Annotated in this window: 14 protein-coding genes; 3 read left to right on the top strand and 11 right to left on the bottom strand. The window is 61.6% G+C overall.

The window, feature by feature from the left end; all coding sequences use genetic code 11:
* Positions 1-77: 77 nt before the first annotated feature.
* A complete protein-coding gene (mnmC, locus tag AC2CGI_RS01905; protein WP_076740786.1) occupies positions 78-2,099 on the top strand; it encodes a bifunctional tRNA (5-methylaminomethyl-2-thiouridine)(34)-methyltransferase MnmC2/FAD-dependent 5-carboxymethylaminomethyl-2-thiouridine(34) oxidoreductase MnmC1 in 2,022 nt (673 codons plus the stop codon).
* 40 nt (positions 2,100-2,139) lie between these two features.
* Here the strand turns inward: mnmC and AC2CGI_RS01900 are convergent, their stop codons facing one another.
* The 6 genes from AC2CGI_RS01900 to prmB form a co-directional block, all read right to left on the bottom strand.
* Positions 2,140-2,421 (bottom strand): YfcL family protein, encoded by a 282-nt coding sequence (locus AC2CGI_RS01900; RefSeq protein ID WP_004936209.1) that lies wholly within the window; start codon positions 2,419-2,421, stop codon positions 2,140-2,142.
* 32 nt (positions 2,422-2,453) lie between these two features.
* Entirely contained in the window at positions 2,454-3,011 is a 558-nt protein-coding gene (locus AC2CGI_RS01895; RefSeq protein WP_076740578.1) for an elongation factor P hydroxylase, read from the bottom strand.
* An 80-nt stretch (positions 3,012-3,091) separates the two neighbouring features.
* A complete protein-coding gene (locus tag AC2CGI_RS01890; protein WP_015378616.1) occupies positions 3,092-3,898 on the bottom strand; it encodes a sulfite exporter TauE/SafE family protein in 807 nt (268 codons plus the stop codon).
* Positions 3,899-3,901: 3 nt separating this feature from the next.
* Positions 3,902-4,729: a penicillin-insensitive murein endopeptidase gene (mepA, locus tag AC2CGI_RS01885; RefSeq protein ID WP_076740577.1), complete on the bottom strand. Its 828-nt coding sequence runs from the start codon at positions 4,727-4,729 to the stop codon at positions 3,902-3,904.
* Between the two features lie 5 nt (positions 4,730-4,734).
* A complete protein-coding gene (gene aroC, locus AC2CGI_RS01880) occupies positions 4,735-5,820 on the bottom strand; it encodes a chorismate synthase (RefSeq protein WP_004936219.1) in 1,086 nt (361 codons plus the stop codon).
* A 65-nt stretch (positions 5,821-5,885) separates the two neighbouring features.
* Positions 5,886-6,818 (bottom strand): 50S ribosomal protein L3 N(5)-glutamine methyltransferase, encoded by a 933-nt coding sequence (gene prmB / locus AC2CGI_RS01875; protein ID WP_025160157.1) that lies wholly within the window; start codon positions 6,816-6,818, stop codon positions 5,886-5,888.
* Positions 6,819-6,988: 170 nt separating this feature from the next.
* Here prmB and smrB point away from each other — a divergent pair, with 170 nt between their 5' ends.
* A complete protein-coding gene (smrB, locus tag AC2CGI_RS01870) occupies positions 6,989-7,519 on the top strand; it encodes an endonuclease SmrB (RefSeq protein ID WP_004936226.1) in 531 nt (176 codons plus the stop codon).
* A gap of 69 nt (positions 7,520-7,588) precedes the next feature.
* Here the strand turns inward: smrB and sixA are convergent, their stop codons facing one another.
* From sixA to AC2CGI_RS01850, 4 genes are all read right to left on the bottom strand, one after another.
* Positions 7,589-8,071 carry a phosphohistidine phosphatase SixA gene (sixA, locus tag AC2CGI_RS01865; RefSeq protein ID WP_004936230.1) on the bottom strand — a complete coding sequence of 161 codons (483 nt, stop codon included), beginning with the start codon at positions 8,069-8,071 and terminating at the stop codon, positions 7,589-7,591.
* Between the two features lie 388 nt (positions 8,072-8,459).
* Entirely contained in the window at positions 8,460-10,625 is a 2,166-nt protein-coding gene (fadJ, locus tag AC2CGI_RS01860) for a fatty acid oxidation complex subunit alpha FadJ (RefSeq protein ID WP_076740576.1), read from the bottom strand.
* Positions 10,625-11,935: an acetyl-CoA C-acyltransferase FadI gene (gene fadI, locus AC2CGI_RS01855; protein ID WP_004936237.1), complete on the bottom strand. Its 1,311-nt coding sequence runs from the start codon at positions 11,933-11,935 to the stop codon at positions 10,625-10,627. The genes fadJ and fadI overlap by 1 nt, the downstream gene beginning before the upstream one ends.
* A gap of 197 nt (positions 11,936-12,132) precedes the next feature.
* The gene (locus tag AC2CGI_RS01850; RefSeq protein ID WP_004936240.1) at positions 12,133-12,429 is read right to left on the bottom strand and encodes a YfcZ/YiiS family protein; all 297 of its coding nucleotides are present in this window, start codon (positions 12,427-12,429) and stop codon (positions 12,133-12,135) included.
* 405 nt (positions 12,430-12,834) lie between these two features.
* Between AC2CGI_RS01850 and fadL the strand changes: the two genes are divergently transcribed.
* Positions 12,835-14,157 (top strand): long-chain fatty acid transporter FadL, encoded by a 1,323-nt coding sequence (gene fadL / locus AC2CGI_RS01845; protein WP_033632473.1) that lies wholly within the window; start codon positions 12,835-12,837, stop codon positions 14,155-14,157.
* A gap of 117 nt (positions 14,158-14,274) precedes the next feature.
* Here fadL and mlaA read toward each other — a convergent pair whose 3' ends face one another.
* A complete protein-coding gene (gene mlaA / locus AC2CGI_RS01840; protein WP_004936247.1) occupies positions 14,275-15,033 on the bottom strand; it encodes a phospholipid-binding lipoprotein MlaA in 759 nt (252 codons plus the stop codon).
* Positions 15,034-15,043 lie beyond the last annotated feature (10 nt).

Here is a 15,043-nt window from a genome sequence, read left to right as displayed (position 1 = left end):
TTATTGTCGTCCAGTTTGCGCCGGGGCGCCAGCGCCGTTAGAATTCGCGGCATCCCTTGAATTTCGAGCCATTGACCGTGAACCACGCCCCCATCCAAACCGCAACGCTAACCTGGAACGAACAGGGTACACCTGTTTCGAAACAGTTTGATGACGTCTATTTTTCCAATCAGGATGGGCTGGAAGAAACCCGCTACGTCTTCCTGCACGGCAATCGGCTGCCGCAGCGTTTCGCCGCCCACCCGCGCTCGCTGTTTGTCGTGGCGGAAACCGGGTTCGGCACCGGGCTCAATTTCCTCACGCTGTGGCAGGCCTTCGCCGGCTTCCGCCAGGCCGAGCCGGACGCGACGCTGCAGCGCCTGCACTTTATCAGCTTCGAAAAATTTCCCCTGCAGCAGGCTGACCTGGCGGCGGCGCATGCGCGCTGGCCGGAGCTGGCCCCTTACGCCGACGAACTGCGCGCCCAATGGCCGCTGCCGTTGCCGGGGTGCCATCGCCTGCTGTTGGCCGAAGGCCGCATTACGCTCGATCTGTGGTTCGGCGACGTCAACGATCTGCTGCCGCAGTTTGACGCCAGCATGAATAACCAGGTGGATGCCTGGTTCCTTGACGGCTTCGCACCGGCAAAAAATCCCGACATGTGGACCGATCAACTGTTCGTCGCCATGGCGCGTTTCGCCCGGCCGGGAGGCAGCTTCGCCACCTTTACCGCCGCCGGCTTCGTGCGTCGCGGCTTGCAACAGGCCGGTTTTCAGGTCAACCGCTGCAAAGGCTTCGGCCAAAAGCGTGAGATGCTCGCCGGCGAACTCCCGGCCGATGCGCAGCCCGCCGCACATCCGGCGCCCTGGTATCGACGCCCGGCGGCGGACAACACCGCCGACGTCGCCCTGATCGGCGGCGGCGTCGCCAGCGCGCTCACTGCGCTGGCCCTGCTGCGGCGCGGCGCCACCGTCACGCTGTACTGCGCCGACGAACAGGCGGCGGAGGGGGCATCCGGCAACCGCCAGGGCGCGATTTATCCTTTGCTGAACGGCAGCGGCGACGTGTTGGAGAGTTTCTTCAGCGCCGCGTTTCCCTTCGCCCGTCGCCAGTACGACGCGCTGTTGCAACAAGGCGTCGCCTTTGATCACCAGTGGTGCGGCGTCAGCCAGTTGGCCTATGACGAAAAGAGCGGCGCCAAGATCGCCAATATGCTGAAAACCGACTGGCCGCAGGCCTTGGCGACGGCGGCCGACCGCGAGACTCTCAGCGATCGGTGCGGCGTCGATACCGGCTTTGGCGGCATCACCTACCCGCTAGGCGGCTGGCTGTGCCCGGCCGAGCTGACGCGCGGCGCTATCGCGCTGGCGCAGCGTCAGGGCTTGGTCTGCCACTACCGGCACGATGCACAGAGGCTGACGCAGGAAGAAAACGGCTGGCGCATCGATTTCGCCCACGGCGACAGCCGGCGCCATGCGACGGTGATCCTGGCCAATGGCCACCGGTTGGCCGAACTGGCGCCGACGGAAGCCCTGCCGCTGTATTCGGTACGCGGGCAGGTGTCGCATATCCCAAGCTCGCCGGCCCTCGGTCAATTGAAACAGGTCTTGTGCTACGACGGCTACCTGACGCCGGCCAACGCCAACAACGGCCAGCACTGCATCGGCGCCAGCTATCAGCGCGGCGACACCGCCACCGACTACCGCGAGCAGGAACAGCAAGAGAACCGCGAGCGTCTGCTGCGCTGTCTGCCGGAGCAGGCCTGGCCGCAGCAGGTGGACGTCAGCGCTCATCAGGCGCGCTGCGGCGTGCGCAGCGCCACCCGCGATCATTTGCCGATGGTCGGCGCGCTGCCGGACTATCAGGCCACGTTGACGCAGTATCAGGATTTGCAGCGGCAGAACCAGCGCGGCGAAACCGTCGCCGATGCGCCGGTCTATCCCGGCCTGTTCGCTATCGGTGGGTTGGGATCGCGCGGGCTATGTTCGGCGCCGTTGGCGGCGGAAATTCTGGCGGCGCAGCTGTTCGGCGAGCCGTTACCGGGCGACGCGCGTCTGCTGGCGGCGTTGAATCCGAATCGGATGTGGGTGCGGAAATTGCTGAAAGGCCGTGCGGTTTAATCAACCTTGAGGGGCGCGGCGACGCGCCCCGGCATGACGATCAGGCGGCAGGGGTTGCAGCCTGATAGAGGTTTTCCCACATGCCGCGCACCAGGATCTGATCCGGCGGCGAGAGTTCCCCGGCGGCGATCGCTTTGTGCAGGCTCTCCTCCACCCGCGCTTTCAGCGCTGCGGCGGTGTGTTCGCCCTGCTCTTCCGCTTCGGCCACCGCCAGCGTCAGATGACCGCGCAGGTAGCCACCGGCAAACAGTTCATCATCGCTGGCGTGCTCTACCATGTCATCAATCAGCGCCAAAATGCGCGCTTCAAATTCTGCGATCATCAAATTTCCTCATTAAATAACGGGCTGTGGCGTCAGTTGAGATCTTCCGGATACGGAAAATGCTCGGCCGCCAACGGTGGCGTATTGTAGAACGATTGCAGCGCCTGAATAAAGCGCGCAGGCCTTGTGGGTATTCCCTGCTCCAGCAGCGTCAATACCCGGGCGCGCACCTTGCGTTGGAACGCAATGCGATCCGGCTCGCAGTCGCCGTTCAGGTTGTCGCAGCTGACGTTGAACGGGAAACCGGCCGCCACGCAGAACATCCATTCCAGTGCCTGCGGTTTGATCTCCACGGCTTCGAATTCGCTCTGGGTCTGCGCGTCGCGCCCGTCCGGGCAATACCAATAACCAAAGTCCACCAATTGGCGGCGCGCTTCACCGGCGATGCACCAGTGCGAAATTTCGTGCAGGCCGCTGGCGTAGAAACCGTGGGCGAACACGATGCGGTGATACGGCAGTTCGTCGTCAGCCGGCAGGTAGATCGGTTCGTCGTCGCCCTTCACCAGGCGGGTGTTGTAGTCATCGCTGAAGCAGCGATTGAAGATCGCGATCAACTGCTCATAGTGATGACGGGTCTGCGTGTCTGACATAAAAATTCTATAACCACAAAAATAAAGAGGCCATTATACCCGATAAGACAGGGCGCGTAAGCAGCGCACCCTCTTCATCTTTAACCGTGCAAGAAGGCGGACAGCCACTGCTGAATCTCTGCGCCGTGATTGTCGTACAGCAGCTTGAGGCTCATCACCAGCGAGACGATCACGATCATCGGCCGAATCAATTTCTGGCCGCGGGTCAGCACCATGTGCGCGCCCAAACGCGCCCCCAGCACCTGCCCCACCAGCATCACCAGACCGATGCTCCACACCACCTTGCCGCCGATGATGAACAGCGCCAACCCGCCGACGTTGGAGGTAAAGTTCAGCACTTTGGCGTGCGCCGTAGACTTGGCGAGGTTGAAACCGCACAGCGTCACATAGGCCAGCGCGTAGAATGAGCCGGCGCCGGGGCCGAAGAAGCCGTCGTAAAACCCGACGCAGCCGCCGGCCACCAGCCCGAACGGCAAGGCGCCGAGGCGGCGTTGACGATCTTCCTCACCCAGGCGCGGCATCAGCAGGAAGTAGAGACCGATGCCGATCACCAGCAGCGGCAACATCTGCCGCAGCACATCGGCGCGCATATGCTGCACCAGAATGGCGCCGGCGATCGAGCCGATCAGCGTCAGAAAAATCGTCAGCTTCTGGTCGTTGAGGTTCACCGCTCGCCGACGAATGAAGTACAGACTGGCGGAGAAGGAGCCGCCGACTGACTGCAGCTTATTGGTCGCCAGCGCCTGCGCCGGAGGAACCCCCACTGCCAGCAGGGCCGGCACCGTCAGTAATCCGCCGCCGCCGGCGATGGAGTCGATAAACCCCGCCAGCAGCGCTACCGCAAACAACACCCCGAGCATCTCGGGGCCAATGACGAACCAGTCCATGAGTTATTCCGCTGAGAAATGGTGATCCAGCAATGCCTGACAGGTAGGCGGTAACGGCGGCGGCACGGGTTTGCCCGGCTTCGCGTTCGGCTGATGCGGCACGAACCAACTCGCCAGTTCGGCGCCGCAGCCATCGCCCGGCGGCGGCGTATCCTGCTCCTGGCACTCCAGGCTGCCGGCCGGGCAACGCAGGCGCACGTGCATGTGCGCACGGTGGCCGAACCACGGCCGCACCTTGTGCAACCAGGCGCGATCGGCGCCGGCGTCCAGACACAGACGCTGCTTGATCGCCGGGTTGACGAAGATGCGCGTCACCTCCGCATCCTGCGCCGCCAGCTTGATCAGCGACTCAATTTGCGGTTGCCATTGGCTCGCCACCACCTGCTTGCCGTCGCCCGACACCAGGTCGATCGGCTGCGGCTTGAGCAATTGCTGCGCGCTCCAGCGTTGGCGCGGCAGCTGCAGCCAGATGTCGACGTCGAGCCCAGACTGGTGGCTGGCGTGGCCGCTGCTGAAGCGCCCGCCGGCCGGCATCGCCATATCGCCGATCAGCACCGTGCCCAGCGCTTTCTGGTTCGCTTTGCTGCTGAGGCGCTGTATGAACGCCAGCAGATCCGGATGGCCGAAATAGCGGCGCTGGTCGGTACGCATCACCTGGTAGTTCGGTGAGTTCAGCGGCAACGGCTGCGCGCCGATGACGCAGCCGTTGGCGAAACCGCCCACCGCCTGCGGCGCGCCGGCCACCGGATGATCGATTTTCTGCCACGGCGTCAGCGCCATGGCGGAAGCGGAGGCCGTCAGGGCCACCAGGCCCAACATCCAGTTTTTCATGGCGATTACCAGCGCGGTACGTCGGAAACCACATCACCGTTTTGCGCGCGCTGGCGCAGCAGGTGATCCATCAACACGATCGCCATCATCGCTTCGGCGATCGGCACGGCGCGGATGCCCACGCACGGATCGTGGCGACCACGGGTGACCATTTCCACCGCTTCGCCCTGGCGATTGATGGTGCGCCCCGGCACCATAATGCTGGAGGTCGGCTTCAGCGCCAGATGCGCGATCACCGGTTGGCCGCTGCTGATGCCGCCGAGAATGCCGCCGGCATGGTTGCTCTGGAAGCCTTCCGGGGTGATTTCATCGCGGTTTTCGCTGCCGCGTTTGGTCACCACGGCGAACCCGTCGCCGATCTCCACGCCTTTCACCGCGTTGATGCTCATCAGCGCGTGCGCCAGATCGGCATCGAGGCGGTCAAACACCGGCTCACCCAGGCCAACCGGCACGTTTTCAGCAATCACGCTGACCTTGGCGCCGATGGAGTCACCCTCTTTTTTCAGCGCGCGCATCAGTTCGTCCAGCGCTTCCAGCTTGTCCGGATCCGGGCAGAAGAACGGGTTCTGTTCGACCTGATCCCAGTCTTTCAGCTCGCAGGTCACGTCGCCGATCTGCGCCAGATAGCCGCGCACCTGCACGCCGAACTTCTGCTGCAGGTATTTCTTGGCGATAGCACCCGCCGCGACGCGCATGGCGGTTTCACGCGCCGAAGAGCGGCCGCCGCCGCGATAGTCGCGCAGACCGTATTTCTGTTCGTAGGTGTAGTCGGCATGCCCTGGACGGAACACGTCTTTGATGGCGCTGTAGTCTTGCGAGCGCTGATCGGTGTTTTCAATGATCAGACCGATGCTGGTGCCGGTGGTCACGCCTTCGAATACGCCGGAGAGAATGCGCACCTGATCCGGTTCACGGCGCTGGGTGGTGTAACGCGAGGTGCCCGGACGACGGCGGTCCAGATCGTGTTGCAAATCGGCTTCGGTGAGCGGGATGCCGGGCGGCACGCCGTCGACGATACAACCCAGCGCCACCCCGTGAGATTCACCGAAGGTGGTGACGCGGAAAATCTGCCCAATACTGTTTCCTGCCATCACGGCTCCTTACCGTTAGTCTTTTATCGTTATGCGGCCCGCCATGCGGGCCTTGGAAATGCGGCTTAGCTGCGATAGAGGCTGAAGTGATCCTTGCAATCCACCAGCTGCTGCTTGGTCAGCATGAACACGCCGTCGCCGCCGTTTTCGAATTCCAGCCAGGTGAACGGGATGTCCGGATATTGTTCCATCAGATGTACCATGCTGTTGCCCACTTCACAAATCAGCACGCCGTCGTCGGTCAGGTAGTCCGGCGCGCACGCCAGGATGCGGCGCACCAGCTTCAGGCCGTCGCTGCCCGCCGCCAGCCCCAGTTCCGGCTCAAAGCGGAACTCCTGCGGCAGATCCGACATGTCTTCCGCATCGACGTAAGGCGGGTTGGTGACGATCAGATCGTACTGGATCGCGGGAACGTCGCGGAACAGATCGGAACGGATCGGGATCACCTGATGTTCGACGCCGTGCGCCTGAATATTGCGCTCGGTTACCGCCAGCACTTCGCTGGAGATGTCCACCGCGTCCACTTCCGCTTCCGGGAAAGCGTAGCCGCAGGCGATGGCGATGCAGCCGCTGCCGGTGCACATGTCGAGGATATGGCGCGGCGGGTGCGGGATCAGCGCGCTGAAACGATCGTTGATCAGCTCGCCGATCGGTGAACGCGGCACCAGCACGCGCTCGTCGACGTAAAATTCCATGCCGCAGAACCAGGCCTTGTTGGTCAGATAGGCGACCGGGATGCGTTCGTTGACGCGGCGGATCACGCGCTCAACGATGCGATGGCGCTCGCTGGAAGTCAGACGGGCGGTGTGCATGTCCTCCGGAATGTCCAACGGCAGGAACAGGCTTGGCAGCACCAATTGCACCGCTTCGTCCCACGGATTATCGGTTCCGTGACCATAATAGATATTGGCGGCGTTGAAGCGGCTTACCGTCCAGCGCAGCATATCTTGAATGGTGTGCAGTTCGTTCACTGCTTCGTCGACGAAAATTTTGTCCAATTTGCCCTCCGGCAGGCGCTGTGTTTCATGATTTAGCCGCATAGTTTGCCATGAAGCCCGCGACAAATCACGCTTGCCCCTCGCGCTTTTCACTCTGGCCCGAGTTTTGCGTCGACAGCGCTCATTCACAAGGTAAACTAGCGAAATAAACGATTTCCGGTGAATGAAGCATGAAGAACAAGCCCCCTCTGAGCAAAGACGAACAACAGCTCTTCAGAGAGTCGGTGGCGGGCGCGAAAAAGCTGCGCCAGGACACCATCGTCCACCGCCCGCCGAAGCCCAAGGTCAAACAGATTGCGCCGCAGCGATTGCTGCAGGAGCAGGTCGATGCCAGCTATTATTTTTCAGATGAATACCAGCCGCAGCTGGAAGAGGAAGGCCCGACGCGCTACGTGCGCCCCGGCAGCAGCCCGTATGAGCTGAAGAAGCTGCGGCGCGGCGATTACTCGCCGGAGCTGTTTCTCGATTTGCACGGCCTGACCCAGCTGCAGGCCAAGCAGGAGCTGGGGGCGCTGATCGCCGCCTGCAAACGCGAGCACGTGCACTGCGCCTGTGTGATGCACGGGCACGGCAAGCATATCCTCAAGCAGCAAACGCCGCTGTGGCTGGCGCAGCACCCCGACGTGCTGGCGTTCCACCAGGCGCCGAAGGAATGGGGTGGCAACGCCGCCATCCTGCTGCTGGTGGAGCTGGCCGAGTAGCCCCCCTCAGAAACGACTCAGGGCGATGTCAGACATCGCCCTGAGTTTATTCCGCACCGCATCCGCGGTTCACACTTTGGCCATCACCTGCGATGGGCTGACCTGCCATTCAAACTTGCCGTAGCTGCCGTCCGCCGGCAGATCGACGTTGGCGATCGCCGAGGTCGCGAACATCGGCGGGCACTCGCCCGGACACAGTTCCGCCACCAGATACCCCACCAGCGGCAGGTGCGACACGATCAGCACCGAGCTCACCCCTTGCATCGCCAGCGCCTGCAGATAGCTGCCGACCTGTTCGGCGTTGCCGCCCGGCGTCAGCTCGGGCAGCACTTCTTCGCCCTCCGGCAGCGTCAAGGCTTCACGCACCGTCGCCAGCGTCTGTTCGGCCCGCAGATAGGGGCTGACCAGCACGCGTTCAATATCCACAGACTTGGTGTTCAACCAGGCCGCCATCTGACGGGACTCGTCGCGGCCGCACAGGGTAAGGGGCCTTACCGCATCGCTGGCTGCCTCGAGCGCCGCCTCTCCGTGACGCATAATCAAAACTTGCATATTGCACCGCTGTTGTTGACAAAGTAACGCTATACAGAAACGCCGTGCGTGCTGTACCGCCGAGTTTTCCAACCCAAAGCCAAAGCTTTAAAACGATAACGCGCCGTCTCTTTATGGCGGCCGGGCATTTTGCCTGAAAGTTTGCCTAAAGAAAACGCTGTTTTTTACAGCAACCCTCCCCGGGCAAACCTCGATTGCTCACAGAACAATCAATTCAACGGGTTAAATTTTAACCTTGCCGCCATGAAATTTATTGATGGCGGTCAAGCTAACTTACCGCTGCCTCAGCCTTGCTGTACAGCCTCACCGGCTGACGCTGTCGCAAGGAGTGATGGCGATCACAACGCGGCCCTGTTGCAACTATAGTGCAAATCGGGCCGCCCTGCGTTCAGCTCCCCAGCGGGTAAAAGCGCTCGCCCTGCTGCGCCATGCGCTGCAAGCGCTCGCACGGCGCGAAGTGCTCGCCGTGCTGCTGGCGCAGGTAGTCCAGCGTCTTCACCACTTTCTCGGCGCCGAGCTCGTCCATATAGCGGAACGGGCCGCCGAGGAACGGCGGGAAACCGATGCCGAACACCGCACCGATATCGCCGTCGCGCGCGCTGCGGATCACGCCTTCATCCAGGCAGCGCGCCGCTTCGTTCAGCATCATCATCACGCAGCGCTGGGCGACGGTCGCCGGCAGCATGTGCGCCTTCGGCGTGACGCCGAGCAACGTATACAATGAGGTATCCGCGCGTTTACGCCGCTGCCGCTGCTGCCCTTCGCTCGGGTAGAGATAGAAGCCGCGGCCGTTCTTGCGCCCTTTGCGCCCGTCCTTCAGCACCGCATCGAACGCGGCAGGCGCGGCGAAGCGCGGCCCCAGCGCCTCAACCAGCACCGGAATGATCTTGGTGCCGACGTCGATGCCCACTTCGTCCAACAGGGTGATAGGGCCGACCGGGAAGCCGAAGTCCACCAGCGCTTTGTCCAGCGATTCAATGGGCTCGCCTTCCAGCAGGCAGCGCGCCGCTTCGTTGATGTACGGCGCCAGGATGCGGTTGACATAAAAACCGGCGCTGTCGCCCACCACGATGGCAGTCTTGCCCTGCTTGTGCGCCAGCGCTACGGTGGTGGCGATGGTTTGTTCGCTGGTGCCGGCGTGCGGGATCACTTCCACCAGCGGCATTTTATCCACCGGGCTGAAGTAGTGCAGACCGATCACCTGCTGCGGCCGCTGGGCCTGTTCGGCGATGTGGCCGATAGGCAGCGAAGAGGTGTTGGAGGCGAACACGGTATGCGGCGCGCAGTTCGCTTCGACCTCGGCCACCATTTTCTGCTTCAGCGCCAGATCCTCAAACACCGCCTCGACCACGATATCCACCTGCTCGAAGCCGGTGTAATCGGTGGAGCCGGAGATCAGCATCATCTGCTTTTGCCGCTCCGCCGGGCGCATGCGCTTGCTGCGTACCCGTTTGCCGAGCACGTCCCAGCTGTATTTCAGCGCATGATTGATGCCGGTTTCATTGATGTCTTTGATGCGCACCGGCAAACCGCCGCGCGTGGCGGTGACACAGGCGATGCCGCCGCCCATCAGGCCGCCGCCGAGAATGCCGACGCGATGCAGGGCATGCGGCTGAGCATTGCCGCCCCGCTCTTTTTTCAGCGCGGTGGAGGCGAAGAACAAGCTGCGCAACGCCGCCGACTGCGGCGTCATCGCCAGCTCGCCAAAGGCGCGCGCTTCGGCCTCATAGCCGCTGGCGCTGCCGTGATCCAGCCCGGTGCGCACCACCTGAATAATGCGCTCCGCCGCCGGGTAGTTACCGTGGGTTTTCGCCAACGTTTTCTTGCGCACGATGCTGAACAGCAGATTTCTGCCCAACGGGCCATTGAGCAGGCGATCCTGCCACGGCAGCTCGCGCTGATGTTTCCAGCCCTGTTTCACCCGCTCGATGGCGGTCTGCAACAGGATCGATTGCGGCACGGCGTCGTCCACCAGCCCCATGCGCAGCGCCTGGCGGGCGCGAATGTGCTTGCCGGTCAGGATCATGTCCAGCGCCTTGGCGGCGCCTATCAGGCGCGGCAGGCGCTGAGTGCCGCCAGAGCCCGGCAGCAGGCCCAGCTGCACTTCCGGCAGACCGAGCGCGGTTTTGTCATCCAGCGAAGAGACGCGGCCGTGGCAGGCCAGCGCCAATTCCAGCCCGCCGCCCAGGCAGGCGCCGTGGATGGCCGCGACCACCGGCACCGGGAAAGCGGCGATCTGCGCCAGCGTGCTCTGCCCTTTCTTGGCCAGCGTTTCCGCCTCTTTGGCGCTGGTGCAGGCGGCGATCATGGTGATGTCGGCGCCGGCGATAAACGAGTCCGGCTTGCCGGAAACGATCACCAGCCCTTCCAGTGCAGTGTGCTGCTGCGCCCGGATCAGCACGTCGTTCACCTGTTCGACGAACTCGGCCTTGAGCGTATTGACCTTGTCGCCCGGCACGTCGATGGTGATCACCCCGATGTTGTCGGGGCGGATCGTCAGTTGAAAGGCCGACGGTTTGGCGCGCTGTTCATGCAATGCGTTTTCGAAACTCATTATTCCACCTCCACGATCATCGCGGCCCCTAACCCGCCGGCGGCGCAGGCGGTGGTCAGGCCCAGCCCGCCGCCGCGGCGTTTCAGCTCACGCAGCGTCTGGGTGATCATGCGCGCGCCGGTGGCGGCGAACGGGTGGCCATAGGCGATGGAACCGCCCAGGACGTTGAATTTGTCCATGTCCACCTCGCCGATCGCCTGGCTGCGGCCAAGCTTCTCACGGGCGAACGCTTCGCTGGCGAACATCTTCAGGTTAGCCAGCGTTTGCGCGGCGAAAGCTTCATGCATATCGATGAGCGTCAGATCGGCCAGACCAATGCCGGCGCGATCCAGCGCCAGCGGCGTGGCGTAGGAAGGCCCCAGCAGCATGTCTTCCCACACGTCGATGGCGGCGAAAGCGAAGCTGCGCAGATAGCCGAGCGGCTGCAGGCCCAGCTCTTTGGCGCGCGATTCGCTCATCATCAGTACCGCCGCCGCGCCGTCGGTCAACGGCGTGCTGTTGGCCGCAGTGACGCTGCCGTGTTTGCGATCGAACGCCGGTTTCAGCTTGGCGTAGGACGCCAGGCTGGAGTCTTTACGGATGTTGTTGTCTTCGGAAAGCTGCGCGCGGTATGGCGGCACGTAGGCGGTCATCACCTCATCGCGCAGCCACCCCTCCCGCCAGGCCTTGGCCGCCAGCTCGTGGGAACGGTGCGCCAGCGCATCTTGCGCTTCACGGGTGATGCCGTGGCTTTTCGCCATCTGTTCGGCGGTATCGCCCATGCGCAGGCCGGTGGAATACTCCGCCACCGCCGGCGGCACCGGCATCAGATCGCGGAATTTCAGCCGGCTGAACAATTTGAGGCGCTGCGACAGCGTGCGCGCCTTGTTGACGTCCACCAACGTGCGCGCCAACGCCTTGCTGACGCCGATCGGCAAGACGGAAGAAGAGTCCGCCCCGCCGGCGATGCCGACGCTGATGCTGCCGGCCATGATGCTCTCCGCCACGTTGGCGATCGCCTGGAAGCTGGTGGCGCAGGCGCGCGACACGCTGTAGGCGTCGGTATGGACGCTCATGCCGGTGCCCAGCACGATTTCACGCGCGATGTTCGGCGCCTCGGGCATTTGCACCACCTGGCCGAACACCAACTGCTCGATAAGCTGCGGATCGATACCGCTGCGCGCCAACAGCTCGCTCACCGCCGTTTTCCCTAAATCCACCGCCGGAATGCCGTGATAGGCGGTCGCCTGTTTGGCAAAGGGGGTACGCAGTCCATTCACAATCGCAATGCGGTCACCATGACGGGTCACCAACGGCAGTGCCTTACTCATAAATGCTCCTGAAGAAAATAACGTCAGCGCAATGGGCAGAAAGAGGTCTGACCTGATGAGGTCATTGTTAACCAAACGGTTACATTTGGCAAACCGGCAGAGATCAAAACTGCGAGCAGGCGCACTTTCTATCGGGAGGGGGTACGGGAAAGTAAATCCCCGGCGCACAACAGGCGGCGCCGGGGGTAAAGCCGGGATTAACGCAGGCCGAGCTGGAAGATCAGAGTTTCCGCCTGGCAGGCGAAGGTGAAATCGGCCTCCAATTGCACGCCGCCGTCAACCGGTTTAATGCTACTGCTGATGTCACAAGGGTCGGATTCGACCGCACGCGCCTTTTCGCTCAGGGCCGCCAACATCGCCTCCGCATCGTGTTGATTACTGAACACCTGGCTGTAGGATGCGGTGCAATCGGTGTTATCCATCACGGTGCCGACATCCACGCAGCAACACGCGGCGGTTTCCTGGGCGCTGCATTTATTAATTGCATCTGACATGATTGGTTCTCCTCAAGGGCCTCGGTTATCAGCCCAAATTGCCGTTTCACTCACCGGCACAAAGCCACAAAATTCTGCAGGTATTTTACGCTTCCGCGCCGGCAATCACTAGCACTTACTTTTACTGGGTGTTTTAAGTGATGGAAATCACAAATAAAAATGAGCGACTGCTAAGGAATGGTAAGAATTTTGTTATTTACCGCTGGCTTTTTGTTAAGCAGATCTCTTTTTTGATATCAGGTTGGAAATATTTCAAAAACAAACTTGCAACATTTTCACAGGTCAGACCTATACTTCAGCCACTGGTCTGATTTGTCTGAACGATAACGGACCCTACAATCCCGCGCTCCTTGTTACTTCGTGTAACAATAGTTTAAATAATAAACACATAATGAGGTTTTGGTCATGAGCCAGAAAAACCTATTGACTAAATCAGCTCTCGCAGCTGCAGTGGCAATTATTTCTTCAAACGTGTCTGCCGCAGGATTCCAGCTGAATGAGTTCTCATCAGCTGGTTTAGGACGTTCGTATTCTGGCGAAGGCGCCATGGCGGATACGGCGGCCTCCGCAAGCCGCAACCCGGCGTTGCTGATGATGTATACCCGCCCGGAACTCTCTTTCGGCGCAGTCTTCATCGATCCGGACGTCGATATCAGTGGCCAATCCCCTTCCGGCGCCAGTCTGGATGCGAAAAACATCGCGCCGACCGCCTGGGTGCCGAACCTGCATTATGTTCACCCGATTAACGATCAATTCGCCGTAGGCGGCTCGGTCACCAGCAACTTCGGTTTGGCGACCGAATACAACGACGGTTACGCGGCGGGTTCCATGGGCGGCAAAACCGACCTGGAAACCTTGAACCTTAACCTGAGCGGCGCTTATCGCCTGAACAAGAACTTCAGCTTCGGTCTGGGCTTTGACGCCGTTTATGCCAAGGCCAAACTCGAGCGCTATGCCGGCGATCTGCCAAAACTGATCGCCGGATCGGGCCAGTTACCGCCGCAGTTGGCCGGCCCGGTTTCGCAGATCCCGGCAGATACCCAGATTTCGCACCTGAAAGGCGACGAATGGGGCTTCGGCTGGAACGCCGGTATTCTGTACGAAGTGGATGAAAACAACCGTTACGGCTTCACCTATCGCTCAGAAGTGAAAATCGACTTTGACGGCGATTACAAAAGCAGCCTGCCTTCAGCCTTCAACCCGTTGCTGGCCTCTAAAGGTCTGCCGTGGGGCACCAACGGCACCACCATTCCGGGTTCTCTGAGCCTGCACCTGCCGGAAATGTGGGAACTGTCCGGCTACAACAAAGTGGCGCCGCAGTGGGCTATCCACTACAGCCTGGCCTACACCAGCTGGAGCCAGTTCCAGGAGCTGAAAGCCACCGGCAACAACGGCCAGACGCTGTTCCAGAAGCATGAAGGCTTCAAAGACGCTTACCGCATCGCGCTGGGCACCACCTACTTCTACGACGATAACTGGACCTTCCGTACCGGTATCGCCTTCGATGACAGCCCGGTGCCTGCCCAAAACCGTTCGATCTCCATTCCGGATCAGGACCGTTTCTGGCTGAGTGCCGGTACCACCTATGCGTTCAACAAAGACGCCTCGGTTGACGTCGGCGTGTCCTACATGCACGGCCAGAAAGTCACCATCAATGAAGGTCCTTACACCTTCACCTCCGAAGGCAAGGCCTGGCTGTACGGCGCCAACTTCAACTACCGCTTCTAATCTCGCCTGAGATGGATGCCAAAGCGCCCCGCGGGGCGCTTTTTCTTTGCCTGTCGCTCGCCGCGGGCGTAAAAAAACCCGCCAGACGGCGGGTTTTCATTGGCATAAGGCCGGCGGTTACTGCGAGTCGATCTCGTCCAGATCGCCCTGAATCGCCTTGGCGTTCGGGTTCTCTTCCGGCTTGAGCGAACCGCCGTTGGCGATGAAGTCGTGGCGCTGGAAGTAAGCTTCGCGCACCATGACATAAGGATCGGAGGAGTTGCGCAGCAGGCCGTCGGAATCCAGCAGTTGAGCGCGGGTTTCGATACCCTCGACCACCCATTTGCCCGCCGACATCCAGAAAGTCAGGTAGCTCAGCATCGGATACAGCGTATCCGCAAAGTCGCCGCCGTCTTCACGCAGCGTGAAGCTGCCGTAGCCCGGCAGCATCACGTACGGACCGTAGCCCACATCGTAATGCCCCAACGTGCTGCCGAAACGGTTCGGCTCTTCGCGCGCCAGTTTCGGGTTGGCCATGCCGGCCACGTCGATCAGGCCGCCCATCCCGAGCAGGGTGTTCAGGAAGAAACGGTTGAAGTGGATCATCCCGCGGTAGGGATCGCCCTTGAGGAAGGCGTTGACCATGCTGGCCGGCTCTTCCAGGTTAGAGGTGAAGTTGCTGATGCCGTTACGCGCCGGCATCGGCACGTAGTCGCGCCAGGCCACCGCGACCGGACGCAGGATATAAGGATCCAGGACGTTGTAGTTGAAGTCGAACATCGTCCGGTTAAATCCTTCCAGCGGATCGGAACGCCCTTGCGGATCGTTGTCTGGCGCGCTGGCACAGCCCACCAGTAATACCGTTGCGAATGCCACCCCAGTCAGGCGAAAGTTCATATTTTTCTCC

This window comes from Serratia sp. LSHTC3, from assembly GCF_057197125.1.
This window is presented reverse-complemented; position numbering and strand designations above follow the sequence as displayed.

Coding starts and splice junctions, on each gene's coding strand:
- AC2CGI_RS01900 (WP_004936209.1), bottom strand. CDS start 2,421: ATGATCGCAGAATTTGAAGCGCGCATTTTGGCGCTGATTGATGACATG.
- AC2CGI_RS01895 (WP_076740578.1), bottom strand. CDS start 3,011: ATGTCAGACACGCAGACCCGTCATCACTATGAGCAGTTGATCGCGATC.
- AC2CGI_RS01890 (WP_015378616.1), bottom strand. CDS start 3,898: ATGGACTGGTTCGTCATTGGCCCCGAGATGCTCGGGGTGTTGTTTGCG.
- mepA (WP_076740577.1), bottom strand. CDS start 4,729: ATGAAAAACTGGATGTTGGGCCTGGTGGCCCTGACGGCCTCCGCTTCC.
- aroC (WP_004936219.1), bottom strand. CDS start 5,820: ATGGCAGGAAACAGTATTGGGCAGATTTTCCGCGTCACCACCTTCGGT.
- smrB (WP_004936226.1), top strand. CDS start 6,989: ATGAAGAACAAGCCCCCTCTGAGCAAAGACGAACAACAGCTCTTCAGA.
- sixA (WP_004936230.1), bottom strand. CDS start 8,071: ATGCAAGTTTTGATTATGCGTCACGGAGAGGCGGCGCTCGAGGCAGCC.
- fadJ (WP_076740576.1), bottom strand. CDS start 10,625: ATGAGTTTCGAAAACGCATTGCATGAACAGCGCGCCAAACCGTCGGCC.
- fadI (WP_004936237.1), bottom strand. CDS start 11,935: ATGAGTAAGGCACTGCCGTTGGTGACCCGTCATGGTGACCGCATTGCG.
- AC2CGI_RS01850 (WP_004936240.1), bottom strand. CDS start 12,429: ATGTCAGATGCAATTAATAAATGCAGCGCCCAGGAAACCGCCGCGTGT.
- fadL (WP_033632473.1), top strand. CDS start 12,835: ATGAGCCAGAAAAACCTATTGACTAAATCAGCTCTCGCAGCTGCAGTG.
- mlaA (WP_004936247.1), bottom strand. CDS start 15,033: ATGAACTTTCGCCTGACTGGGGTGGCATTCGCAACGGTATTACTGGTG.